Annotated in this window: 12 protein-coding genes; 6 read left to right on the top strand and 6 right to left on the bottom strand. The window is 60.1% G+C overall.

Annotated features, from left to right (window positions below):
* The first annotated feature begins 238 nt into the window (after positions 1-238).
* The 6 genes from leuS to H8S56_RS19225 all read left to right on the top strand — a co-directional run bounded on the left by leuS (position 239) and on the right by H8S56_RS19225 (position 6,530).
* Entirely contained in the window at positions 239-2,845 is a 2,607-nt protein-coding gene (gene leuS / locus H8S56_RS19250; protein ID WP_187519513.1) for a leucine--tRNA ligase, read from the top strand.
* An 89-nt stretch (positions 2,846-2,934) separates the two neighbouring features.
* On the top strand, positions 2,935-3,540 hold the full coding sequence (locus H8S56_RS19245; RefSeq protein ID WP_024688018.1) for an LPS-assembly lipoprotein LptE: 606 nt from the start codon (positions 2,935-2,937) through the stop codon (positions 3,538-3,540).
* 42 nt (positions 3,541-3,582) lie between these two features.
* The gene (gene holA, locus H8S56_RS19240; protein WP_024688019.1) at positions 3,583-4,620 is read left to right on the top strand and encodes a DNA polymerase III subunit delta; all 1,038 of its coding nucleotides are present in this window, start codon (positions 3,583-3,585) and stop codon (positions 4,618-4,620) included.
* A 7-nt stretch (positions 4,621-4,627) separates the two neighbouring features.
* The gene (locus tag H8S56_RS19235) at positions 4,628-4,828 is read left to right on the top strand and encodes a hypothetical protein (protein WP_024688020.1); all 201 of its coding nucleotides are present in this window, start codon (positions 4,628-4,630) and stop codon (positions 4,826-4,828) included.
* A 135-nt stretch (positions 4,829-4,963) separates the two neighbouring features.
* Positions 4,964-5,119, top strand: a complete 156-nt coding sequence (gene arfA / locus H8S56_RS19230; RefSeq protein ID WP_024688021.1) for an alternative ribosome rescue factor ArfA — start codon at positions 4,964-4,966, stop codon at positions 5,117-5,119.
* A gap of 82 nt (positions 5,120-5,201) precedes the next feature.
* Entirely contained in the window at positions 5,202-6,530 is a 1,329-nt protein-coding gene (locus H8S56_RS19225) for a lytic murein transglycosylase (RefSeq protein WP_024688022.1), read from the top strand.
* Positions 6,531-6,692: 162 nt separating this feature from the next.
* Here the strand turns inward: H8S56_RS19225 and lipA are convergent, their stop codons facing one another.
* The 6 genes from lipA to mltB all read right to left on the bottom strand — a co-directional run bounded on the left by lipA (position 6,693) and on the right by mltB (position 12,156).
* Positions 6,693-7,700, bottom strand: a complete 1,008-nt coding sequence (gene lipA, locus H8S56_RS19220; RefSeq protein WP_024688023.1) for a lipoyl synthase — start codon at positions 7,698-7,700, stop codon at positions 6,693-6,695.
* Complete coding sequence (lipB, locus tag H8S56_RS19215) at positions 7,693-8,349, bottom strand: lipoyl(octanoyl) transferase LipB (protein WP_024688024.1); 657 nt, start codon at positions 8,347-8,349, stop codon at positions 7,693-7,695. Before lipB ends, lipA begins: the two co-directional genes overlap by 8 nt.
* Positions 8,349-8,624, bottom strand: coding sequence for a DUF493 domain-containing protein (locus H8S56_RS19210; protein ID WP_024688025.1), 276 nt, complete (start codon positions 8,622-8,624; stop codon positions 8,349-8,351). The genes lipB and H8S56_RS19210 overlap by 1 nt, the downstream gene beginning before the upstream one ends.
* Positions 8,625-8,718: 94 nt before the next feature.
* Positions 8,719-9,879 (bottom strand): D-alanyl-D-alanine carboxypeptidase family protein, encoded by a 1,161-nt coding sequence (locus H8S56_RS19205; protein ID WP_073168660.1) that lies wholly within the window; start codon positions 9,877-9,879, stop codon positions 8,719-8,721.
* A 244-nt stretch (positions 9,880-10,123) separates the two neighbouring features.
* Positions 10,124-11,149: a septal ring lytic transglycosylase RlpA family protein gene (locus tag H8S56_RS19200; protein ID WP_024688027.1), complete on the bottom strand. Its 1,026-nt coding sequence runs from the start codon at positions 11,147-11,149 to the stop codon at positions 10,124-10,126.
* Complete coding sequence (gene mltB / locus H8S56_RS19195) at positions 11,149-12,156, bottom strand: lytic murein transglycosylase B (protein ID WP_024688028.1); 1,008 nt, start codon at positions 12,154-12,156, stop codon at positions 11,149-11,151. Before mltB ends, H8S56_RS19200 begins: the two co-directional genes overlap by 1 nt.
* Positions 12,157-12,160 lie beyond the last annotated feature (4 nt).

The following is a 12,160-nucleotide window of genomic DNA, read 5'->3' as shown; positions in this document are numbered from 1 at the left end:
GGCGACCAACGGCCAGAGAGCGCCCTCGTGCGGGCTTTGAGAGGCGTACAAAGCAATCAGGGTTTCCCTCGATAGACGGCGCTCATGTATGCTACGACGCTTCCTGTCATTCCACTTCCGCGCTCTTGAGCCCGTACGCACCGCACAGACAGTTGCAATTGTCCGGCAAGCGATGCAGACCTGACTCGGCGAAGCAATGAAGAGGTCAAGGGTCACTAATCTTTAGTCAAAAGTAGCCATGCACGAACTCTATCAGCCCCGCGAAATCGAAGCCGCCGCCCAGACCTTCTGGGAAGAGCAAAAGTCTTTTGAAGTCAGTGAACAGCCAGGCAAGGAAACCTACTACTGCCTGTCGATGTTCCCTTACCCCAGCGGCAAGCTGCACATGGGCCATGTGCGCAACTACACCATCGGTGACGTGATCTCCCGTTACCAGCGCATGCTGGGCAAGAATGTCCTGCAGCCACTGGGCTGGGACGCTTTCGGCATGCCCGCTGAAAACGCCGCCATCGACAACAATGTCGCGCCGGCCAAGTGGACCTACGAAAACATCGACTACATGAAGACCCAGCTCAAGAGCCTGGGTCTGGCCATCGACTGGTCGCGTGAAATCACCACCTGCAAGCCTGACTACTATCGCTGGGAACAATGGCTGTTCACTCGCCTGTTCGAAAAAGGCGTGATCTACCGCAAGAACGGCACCGTGAACTGGGACCCGGTCGACCAGACCGTCCTGGCCAACGAGCAGGTCATCGACGGCCGTGGCTGGCGTTCGGGCGCGCTGATCGAGAAGCGCGAAATCCCGATGTACTACTTCAAGATCACTGCCTATGCGGACGAGCTGCTGGAGAGCCTTGACGAGCTCCCAGGCTGGCCTGAACAGGTCAAGACCATGCAGCGCAACTGGATCGGCAAATCCCGTGGCATGGAAGTGCAGTTCCCGTACGACCAGACCAGCATCGGCGAAGCCGGCGCGCTGAAAGTCTTCACCACCCGCCCCGACACGCTGATGGGCGCGACCTATGTGGCTGTGGCTGCCGAGCATCCGCTGGCGACCCTGGCGGCGAAGGACGATGCCCAGTTGCAAGCATTCATCGATGAATGCAAAGGCGGCAGCGTTGCTGAAGCCGACGTTGCGACCCAGGAAAAGAAAGGCCTGCCGACGTCACTGTTCGTCGAGCACCCGCTGACGGGCGAGAAGCTGCCGGTCTGGGTCGCCAACTACGTATTGATGCACTACGGTGACGGCGCGGTCATGGCCGTACCGGCGCACGACGAACGCGATTTCGAATTCGCCACCAAGTACCACCTGCCGATCAAGGCCGTGGTGCGCACCAGCGCCGGTGACGAAACCCCTGCACCCTGGCAGGAAGCCTATGGCGAGCACGGCACGCTGATCAATTCGGGCGAGTTCGACGGCCTGGACTTCACCGCCGCTTTCGACGCCATGGAAGCCGCACTGGTCAAGAAAAGCCTGGGGCAGTCCCGTACCCAGTTCCGCCTGCGCGACTGGGGCATCAGCCGTCAACGCTATTGGGGCTGCCCGATTCCGATCGTGCATTGCGACACCTGCGGTGACGTTCCGGTGCCTGAAGATCAACTGCCTGTCGTGTTGCCGGAAGACGTCGTGCCTGACGGCGCTGGCTCGCCGCTGGCGCGCATGCCCGAGTTCTACGAGTGCAACTGCCCGAAATGCGGTGCACCGGCCAAGCGTGAAACCGACACGATGGACACTTTCGTCGAATCGTCCTGGTACTACGCCCGCTATGCTTCCCCGCATTACGAGGGTGGCCTGGTCGAGCCGAACGCGGCCAACCACTGGCTGCCGGTGGACCAGTACATCGGCGGTATCGAGCACGCGATCCTGCACCTGCTGTACGCACGCTTCTTCCACAAGCTGATGCGCGATGAAGGTCTGGTCACGTCCAACGAGCCGTTCAAGAACCTGCTGACCCAAGGCATGGTCAACGCTGAAACCTATTTCCGTATGGAAGCCAGCGGCAAGAAGACCTGGATCAACCCTGCTGACGTCACGCTTGAGCGTGACGCAAAGGCCAAGGTCATCAGCGCCAGGCTGACCAGCGACGGTCTGCCGGTTGAAATCGGCGGCACCGAGAAAATGTCGAAGTCGAAGAAAAACGGCATCGACCCACAGACCATGATCGACCAGTACGGCGCAGACACTTGCCGCCTGTTCATGATGTTCGCGTCTCCGCCAGACACGAGCCTGGAATGGTCAGACTCCGGCGTCGAGGGCTCGCACCGTTTCCTGCGTCGCGTCTGGCGTCTGGCGCAGGCCCATGTTGGCCAGGGCGTTGCAGGCAAGCCGGATCTGGCGGCACTCAGCGATGAACAGAAAGCCATCCGCCGTTCGATCCATCAGGCGATCAAGCAGGCGAGCCAGGATATTGGCCAGAACCAGAAATTCAACACGGCCATCGCGCAAGTGATGACGCTGATGAACGTCCTGGAAAAAGCAGCGCAAGCGACAGCTCAGGATCGTGCACTGCTTCAGGAAGGACTGGAAACCGTCGCCCTGCTGCTCGCACCGATCACGCCGCACATCAGCCATGAGCTGTGGAAGCAACTGGGCCACGACGTTGCGGTGATCGACGCGGGTTGGCCAGTGCTGGATGAAAGCGCACTGGTGCAGGACAGCCTGCAGCTGGTAATTCAGGTCAACGGCAAGCTGCGCGGGCATATCGAAATGCCAGCCAGCGCCAGCCGCGAAGACGTCGAAGCGGCGGCGCGGGTCAACGAAAACGTACTGCGCTTCACCGATGGCCTGACGATCCGCAAAGTGATCGTCGTACCAGGCAAGCTGGTCAACATCGTCGCAAGCTGACTGGATCAGGCGCCCGTCCTGTGACGGGCGCTGAACATATTGCCAAGGGCCGCGAAGTCGGCCCACACGGATTCAAGGGGAGCAACAAGATGATCAAACGCAATTTGCTGGTGATGGGCCTGGCCGTTCTCTTGAGTGCCTGTGGCTTCCAGCTGCGTGGCACCGGCACCACCGAACTGGCCATCACGGAACTGGATGTCAGCGCTCGCAATGCCTATGGCGAAACCGTCACCCAGCTCGACCGCCTGCTGAAAAGCTCGGGCGTTAAGGTCTACACTGGTGCGCCTTACAAGCTGGTCCTGGTCAATGAAGCAGAAACCCAGCGTACCGCGAGCTTCTCGGGCTCAGGCCGCTCTGCCGAGTACCAGCTCACCACCACGCTCAATTATGAAATGCGCGGTGAGAAAGACCGTTTCCTGCTGGGCGACAAGGTCAGCGTTGATCGCTCCTACGTACACGATGGCAACAACCTGACAGGCTCCGATCAGGAAGCGGCTCAGGTTCGTCAGGAAATGCGCAACGAGCTGATCCAGAAAATGCTCTCGCGCCTGCAACAGCTGACGCCAGGCCGTCTGGATGAACTGCAGGCCAAGGCTGACGCACAAGCCAAGGCTGAAGCCGATGCACTGGAAGCAGCTCAACGCATCCGTGACGAAACGCCTCAGCAGTCGCCTGTCGAAATTCCGAGCCGCTAAGTGTTCGGGGCCAGCCCGCCTGGCCCCGGCATTCTCTGAACGATGAAACTCGCCCCCGCCCAACTCGGTAAACACCTGCAAGGTGCGCTCGCGCCTGTGTATGTGATCAGCGGCGACGACCCCCTGCTTTGCCAGGAGGCCGCCGACGCCATTCGTGCCGCTGCTCGCCAGCAAGGTTTCGACGAACGTCAGGTGTTCAGTGCCGATGCCAGCTTTGACTGGGGCACGCTCCTGCAGGCCGGTGCCAGCATGTCGCTGTTCGCCGAGCGTCGCCTTCTGGAACTGCGTCTACCCTCCGGCAAACCTGGCGACAAGGGCGCTGCTGCGTTGATGGAATATTGCGCCCGCCCCGCCGAGGACACGCTGCTGCTGATCAGCCTGCCCAAGCTTGACGGCAGCGCGCAGAAAACCAAGTGGGGCAAGGCGCTGGTCGAAGGCGCGCACACTCAATTTGTGCAGATTTGGCCGGTGGACATCGGTCAGTTGCCGCAATGGATTCGTCAGCGTCTTTCGCAGGCAGGTCTGGCCGCGACCCAGGATGCAGTCGAACTGATCGCCGCTCGCGTCGAGGGCAACCTGCTGGCCGCCGCGCAGGAAATCGAAAAACTCAAGCTGATGGCCGAAGACGGACAGATCACGGTCGAAACCGTGCAGGCTGCCGTGGCCGATAGCGCACGTTTCGATGTATTCGGCCTGACCGACGCCGTGCTCAACGGCGAAGCGGCACACGCCCTGCGCATGTTGGAGGGACTTCGCGGCGAAGGGGTCGAAACCCCTGTCATTCTCTGGGCGCTGACCCGTGAACTGCGCGCGCTGGCCAACATGTCGCTGCAATTCAGCCAGGGCGTGCCACTGGACAAAATCTTCAGCTCGGCGCGCCCACCCGTGTGGGACAAACGCAAACCGTTGATGAGCAAGGCCCTGCAACGCCTCTCGGCCAAACGCTGGAGCCAGTTGCTCATGGATGCGCAACGCATCGATGCGCAGATCAAAGGTCAGGCTGCGGGTTCGCCGTGGAGCAGCCTGAGTCGGCTGGCGCTGTTGATGGCCGGACAACGGCTGCCTTTACCAGCGGAGTAAGCCTGATTTGGAAGCACTGCTGGAAGTAGTCTTGACAGCGATCTGCTATCCCATCGGCTGGCCAATCGTGAAACTCGTGACGCGAGGCAAATATCCCTTGCCCGGTTCGTGGTTCTCGGAAACGGCGCCAGCACAATGGGCTGTCGGAACCGGGCTCGCGGTCCTGGTGGTCCTGATGATGGCCCTCTTTGGTCAGTTTGTTTTTTAACACACCCCATCAGGCGACATGGCATCTGAAGACTCAGCTCATATCAACCGCTATAGCGCACGACTATTGGACAGCTGCCCCGCGCTGCCCGATCATTCACAGCGCAACCGATACCCCGCCAAGGAGCACCCCGCCATGAGCAAGCCAAAACGGCCGAACAAGGCCAAATCCATCATCGCCCAGCCTTTGTTCCGCAGCCGACAGGAACGTCCCTCCAAAGGCAAAGGCAGCTACCGCCGCGAAGCCTTCCAGTCTAAAAGCTGGGAGGCTTCTTGCATTATGGCCGCCTGAACCGGGCAGCATGTGCGGGGCGCTTTCAACGCCTTGGCCGTGTTATGGTCTGCATCTAACGGTAATACCATTGGACTCAAGCATGCCTTCTTGTTTTACCTATCGCCCGCAGTTGCGCCAACTCATCGCCGCCTCCAGCCTTATTGCCTTGGTAGCTTGCGCAGAAAAACCTACTGCAGCCGATGCAACTCCTCTGCAAGCCAGCAAAGCCCAGACCGCCCCTCCGGCCGTAGCGCCAACGCCCGCACTGGTTGTGGATGATTCGTTGACCATTCAGCCCGCCGTGAGCTTCGCTGAATGGCAAGCCGGCTTTCGCGCCCAGGCCCTCAAGGCAGGGATTCGCGCTGATGTTTTCGACCAGGCGTTTGCCGGCGTGACCCCAGACATGAGCGTGGTCAAGGCCGACCGCAGCCAGCCTGAGTTCAGCCGCCCGGTGTGGGAATACCTGGATGGCGCAATTTCTGCCGCCCGCGTGCGCAAGGGCCAGGCCCTGCTTTCGCAATACGCGGATGACCTGCAAAAGATCGAACAGCAATACGGCGTCGATCGTCAGGCGCTGGTCGCGGTGTGGGGCATGGAAAGTAACTTCGGCCAGTTCCAGGGTTCACAGTCGGTCATCCGCTCGCTGGCGACGCTGGCCTACGAAGGTCGTCGCCCTGGCTTTGCGCAAAGCCAGTTGCTCGCAGCGCTGGAAATCCTGCAGCACGGTGATATCACGCCAGACAAGATGCTGGGCTCCTGGGCGGGTGCCATGGGTCAGACGCAATTCATTCCGACCACCTACAACACCCATGCCGTCGATTTCGATGGCGATGGCCGCCGCGACATCTGGAATACCCCTGCCGACGCCCTGGCGTCTACAGCCCACTATCTGCAAAGCTCGGGGTGGCAGCGGGGTCAGCCGTGGGGCTTTGAAGTGGTCCTGAGTTCGGGCTTCGACTACGCGCTGGCTGACTCGACCACACGCAAGAGCCTGGCCGAGTGGCAGCAATTAGGTTTGAAACAGCCTGACGGTTCAGCAATCCCGGTCGCCGCCAGCCAACAGCAAGCGGCGCTGCTATTGCCTGCCGGTTATCGTGGCCCGGCATTTCTGGTGCTGGATAACTTCCGCGCGATCCTCAAGTACAACAACTCGACGTCCTATGCGCTGGCAATCAGCCTGTTGTCCGACCGTTTCAAGGGCGCGGGTTATGTCGTGGGCAGTTGGCCACGCGGAGACCTGCCGCTAAGCCGTTCTGAGCGCATCGAACTGCAAACACTGCTCTCGGCCCGTCAGTACGACGCAGGCGCGCCAGACGGCATTATCGGCGCCAATACGCGCAAGGCTATCCGCAGCGCACAGCAGTCATTCGGCTGGCCCGCCGATGGTTATCCGACACATGAGTTGCTGAACAACCTGCGCAAGCCTTGAGAATGCGACAAAACGCTTAGGCACGTCACCGCTTACGCTGCCTTGCATAGATCTGCCTGAGGCCCATTCAAGCGCTCAGGATTGCAGGCACACTCGATAATACCGGAATAAAAAAACGGGCCAGGTATCACTACCTGGCCCGTTTTGTATTGCCGCAAGACGTCAAAGCATCGATTTGGCGATCTTGGCCTGCTCATCAGCGTGGTACGACGAACGTACAAGCGGGCCGGAAGCGACGTTCTTGAAGCCCATCTTGTAACCTTCTTCGGCGAACCAGGCGAACACGTCCGGGTGCACAAAGCGCTGTACCGGCAAGTGATTGCGCGACGGCTGCAGGTACTGACCCAACGTCAGCATGTCGATGTCGTGCTCGCGCATGCGCTGCATGACTTCGATCACTTCCTCATCGGTCTCACCCAAGCCCAGCATCAGGCCGGATTTGGTCGGTACGTGAGGGACCATCTGCTTGAAGCGCTGCAGCAGGGTCAGCGACCACTGGTAGTCCGAACCCGGACGCGCCGCCTTGTACAGACGTGGCACGGTTTCCAGGTTGTGGTTGAACACATCCGGTGGTTCGGCCGCAGTGATTTCCAGCGCCACGTCCATTCGGCCACGGTAATCCGGCACCAGCGTTTCGAGCTGCACGCCCGGCGACAAACGACGGATTTCGCGGATGCAGTCCGCAAAGTGCTGAGCACCACCGTCACGCAAGTCGTCACGGTCAACCGAGGTGATCACGACGTATTTCAGACGCAGGTCGGCAATCGCGACAGCCAGATTCATCGGCTCATCGGTATCCAGCGCCTTCGGACGACCATGACCCACATCGCAGAACGGGCAGCGACGGGTACAGATGTCGCCCATGATCATGAAGGTCGCGGTACCGCCGGAGAAGCACTCGCCCAGGTTCGGGCAGGAGGCTTCTTCGCAGACGCTGTGCAGCTTGTGCTTGCGCAGCAATTGCTTGATGCGGTCGACTTCCGGGGAGACCGGAATACGGACGCGAATCCAGTCAGGCTTCTTCGGCAGATCGACGGTCGGAATGATCTTCACCGGGATGCGCGCAACCTTCTCCGCACCGCGCAGCTTCACGCCGGCTTCGACTTTCGGACGGGCCACGCGCTCGGATACGTCGAGCGCCGGGATCAAGGTTTGCACGGTGTCAGTCATATTCGTTTATTCCGCCCGTTAGGGTCGCCTGCTCAGCGTAGTCGAGGTGTCTGACGAGCTGCGCGCGCAGTCGGGCACTTACCTCGGAAAATTCTATCTGCTCTGCGTGATCGCACAGTTGGGTCATTGCCAGCCCGGCGTAGCCACACGGGTTGATCCGGCGGAACGGCTCAAGGTCCATGTCGACGTTCAGCGCCAGACCATGAAACGAGCAACCATTGCGAATGCGCAGACCCAGCGACGCGATCTTGGCCCCGTCGACGTAAACGCCAGGGGCATCCGCCTTGGCGGCCGCCGCCACCCCGTAACTGTCCAGCAGGGCGATGAGCGTGTTTTCAATCCGGGTCACCAGATCGCGCACGCCGAAACCGCGGCGCCTGACATCCAGCATCAGGTAGACCACCAGTTGACCGGGGCCATGATAAGTCACTTGGCCGCCACGATCGACCTGTACGACAGGAATATTGCCCGGCAACAGCAAATGTTCGGCCTTGCCAGACTGGCCCTGGGTAAATACAGGAGGATGTTGCACCAGCCAGACTTCGTCCGCGGCATCCTTGCCGCGACCGTCGGTAAAACGTTGCATGGCGTGCCAGGCGGTTTCGTAATCGATCAGACCCAGATCACGAAAGCCCAGGGTCTCGCCCATCAGAGCACCATGTGCACGACACCCGTAGCGCGCAGAGCACTATTGATATCGCGCAACTGGTCTTCGCCGGTGGCGACGATGTGCAGTTGTACGGTGGTGTATTTGCCGTTGCTGCTCTGACGCTCGGCAAGCGTCTTGATGTCGATCTTGGCATGCTTGCTCAAGACCTCGATCACAGCATCCGTGAAGCCAACGCTGGTGTCACCGATCACTTTGATCGGATAGTCGGCGCAGGGAAATTCGATTTTGTGCGACTTGACGTCGGTATCGGTCATGGCAGTAAAGGTCTCACAAGCCGTGACGACGGACACGCGGCCCGCTCAGATCATGAGCAGGCCGCGAGAAGGTCGGCATTGATTACTAATAAGGTCAGTTGAACAAGCCGTAGAAGAACAGGCGGATGCTATCCCACACGCGGCGGAAAATGCCACCTTCCTCGACAGGCTCCAGCGCAATCAGATTAGCGGTGTGAACCACCTTGTCTTCCATCTTCACTTCAACCTTGCCGATCACATCGCCCTTGGCGATAGGTGCAACCAGCTGAGGGTTCATGGTCATGCTGGCCGACAGTTTTTTCATGTCGCCTTTTGGCATGGTCATGCTCAGATCGTCAGCCAGACCGGCCTTGACCTGACGCACAGTGCCTTTCCAGACCGGAGCCTGGGCCAGCTCAGTGCCTTTCTGGTAGAAGTTCTGGGTTTCGAAGAAACGGAAACCATAGGTCAGCAACTTCTGGGTCTCGGCGGCACGAGCCTGTTCGCTGTTGGTGCCGAACACCACGGCAATCAGACGCATGCCGTCACGTACGGCCGACGACACCATGCAGTAGCCTGCTTCTTCGGTGTGGCCGGTTTTCAGACCGTCAACGGTCTTGTCGCGCCACAGCAACAGGTTGCGGTTAGGCTGTTTGATGCCGTTCCAGAAGAACTCTTTCTGCGAGTAGATCGCGTAGTGAGCCGGGTCTTCGTGGATGATCGCGCGGGCCAGCTTCGCCATGTCATGAGCCGACGAGTAGTGCTCGGGGTTCGGCAGACCGGTCGGGTTCATGAAGTGGCTGTTGGTCATGCCCAGATCGCCAGCTGTCTTGTTCATCATGTCGGCGAACGCATCTTCACTGCCGGCGATGTGCTCGGAGATCGCGACGCTGGCGTCGTTACCCGACTGAATGATAATGCCGTGCAGCAGGTCGCTGACGGTCACCTGGCTGCCGACCTTGATGAACATCCGCGAACCGCCCGTGCGCCAGGCATTTTCACTGATGGTCACCGGATCGTTCTCGCCGATCTGGCCACGACGGATTTCCAGAGTCGCGATGTAGGCGGTCATCAGCTTGGTCAGACTCGCGGGAGCCAGACGCTGATCACCATTGTTCTCGACCAGGACATTGCCACTGGTGGCATCCATCAGAACATAAGACTTGGCGGCCAGTTGCGGCGCAGCCGGTGTCATCTGCTCTGCGGCCCAGGCAGCCGGAGTGATTATCAGGGGTACAAGCAGGCACAAACGTTTTGCAAAGGTGGTGATGTTCATCCGTCTCTCGAAAATGCTAATGGGCAAACATGCCCTTGCGGGCAAAGCTGAACAGACCGGCGAAGCATATACGCCTCGGTACGGCTCGTGGCGCCAGGCTACATCCCTGGCTGACAAAGTCGTCTGTTCGACACACGACCTCGTGGGGCAGTTACCGGCGGCGCTTGCCTGATGGCGAATACGCGCCGCCTGCGACTGCCGTTCATCCTCCACTGTTGCCGGAGGACGACTGTCAAAAAATCCGTTACTGGTCAGATGTCACGACGCTTGGCTGGCCGAGGTTGGCCGACCGGACGCTGTCCTGCAACTGCTGGGCTTCACCCGGCGTGCCGACGGGTCCCATCCTCACGCGGTAAAGCGTTTGCTGATTGCGTGCTATCGAGCTCACGAAAACCGGGGCTCGAACCATCCCGCTCAGCTTCGATCTCAGGAGCTCCGCAGCGTCCGGATTCGCGAAGGCTCCCACCTGGAGAAATAGCCCAGCGGCTTGTCCTGAAGCGTTTTTTTTTGCGTCAACCTGAACCGGTACAACGGGAGCGGCGTGTTGCTGAGGCGGCGGCGTGTATTGCTCGACCGTCCCGGTGGACGTGCTCAACGCAGGCGGTGTGGCCTGGGCCATCACTTGCGGCTGATTGAGCATCAGCGGCGCTGGACGACCGCGCTGGGCCCACCATTCCTGTGGATCGATACCTTCGACCTTGACCCGCGCAGTTCCGCTTTCGGCGTAACCGAGTTTTTTGGCGGCCGCGTAAGACAGGTCGATGATGCGATCGGAATAGAACGGCCCGCGGTCGTTGACCCGCAGAATCACCGTGCGGTTGTTGTCCAGGTTGGTCACTTTGACGTAGCTGGGTAGCGGCAGGGTCTTGTGTGCCGCGCTCATGCCATACAGGTCGTAGACCTCGCCATTGGCGGTGTTCTGACCATGAAACTTGGTGCCGTACCAGGATGCGGTGCCCGAAGCGACATAGCGCTTGGACTCACTCATCGGAAAGTAGGTTTTGCCCAGCACGGTATAAGGGTTGGCCTTGTAGGGACCGGTGTGCAGGGTCGGCGTGGCATCCGGGATGCGTGAAACATCCACGTCCCACCACGGCGCGCCGTCCTTGTGGGCACGGTTGATGTCCAGCCCGGGCATGGAGCGCACCACCGCGCCGCCTTTGGGCGACTGCTGTGTGGTGCGTGAAGGAGACGAGCAACTGGCGACCAACAGGGCCAGCCCTGTAAAGCCCAGTAACTTCAATGATGTACGAATCGGCAATGCCCGCATTACTTGACGCCTCGAGCTTGAACCAACGATTCAGACAGCTGATACACGGCCATGGCGTACATCACACTGCGGTTATAACGGGTGATTACGTAAAAATTGTTCAAACCCATCCAGTATTCCGGGCCATTGTCGCCTTCCAGGCGAAACGCTGTCACCGGCAGGTCGTCGCGCAGCGCATCATGACTCGCCCAGCCCAGGCCTCGCAACTCCCCGACCGACATCACCGGATCAAGGGCAGGACTCAAACCTTCATCGACGCGGTCGCCTCGGGCATCCGCGCGACTGACGACCTGCTGCCCGGCGACCCAGCCATGGCGCTTGAAGTAGCTGGCCACGCTGCCAATTGCATCGTCAGGATCGGTCCAGATGTTGATATGGCCGTCGCCATCAAAGTCCACGGCGTAAGCACGAAAGCTGCTCGGCATGAACTGCGGCAACCCCATGGCTCCGGCGTAGGAGCCCTTCAGTGTCAGCGGGTCGACCTGCTGTTCACGTGCCAGGAGCAGGAATTCCCTCAACTCCTTGCGAAAGAATGGCGCGCGGGGCGGGTAATCGAAGCCCAGCGTCGACAATGCGTCGATCACCCGGTAATTGCCGGTATTGCGGCCAAAAAAGGTTTCAACGCCGATGATCGACACAATAATCTGTGCCGGAACGCCATATTCCTGCTCGGCACGGGCCAGCGCGGCCTCGTGCTGACGCCAGAAATCCACGCCGCGCGCGATGCGAGCGTCGGTCATGAACATCGGCCGATAATCTTTCCATTGCTTGACACGCTCGGCAGGACGGGAGATCGCATCGAGAATCGGCTGCTTGCGCTCGACCTCACGGAACAGCGCCATCAACTGCTCACCGGCAAAGCCGTGGTCGCGGGTCATTTCGCCGACAAACTCGGCTACCTGGGGCGAGCCTTCGTAATCCCCGGCCAAAGCCTCCTGCACCGATCCAAGGATGCCCACCAGGCCGACCACCGGAGCATATCGAGCCCAGTTACGCATTGCTTGCATTGAG

The organism is Pseudomonas triticifolii (assembly GCF_014358015.1).
In the GTDB taxonomy this organism is placed as follows: Bacteria; Pseudomonadota; Gammaproteobacteria; order Pseudomonadales; family Pseudomonadaceae; genus Aquipseudomonas; species Aquipseudomonas triticifolii.
The sequence above is the reverse complement of the archived record's forward strand: the minus strand, read 5'-3'. Positions and strand labels throughout refer to the sequence as shown.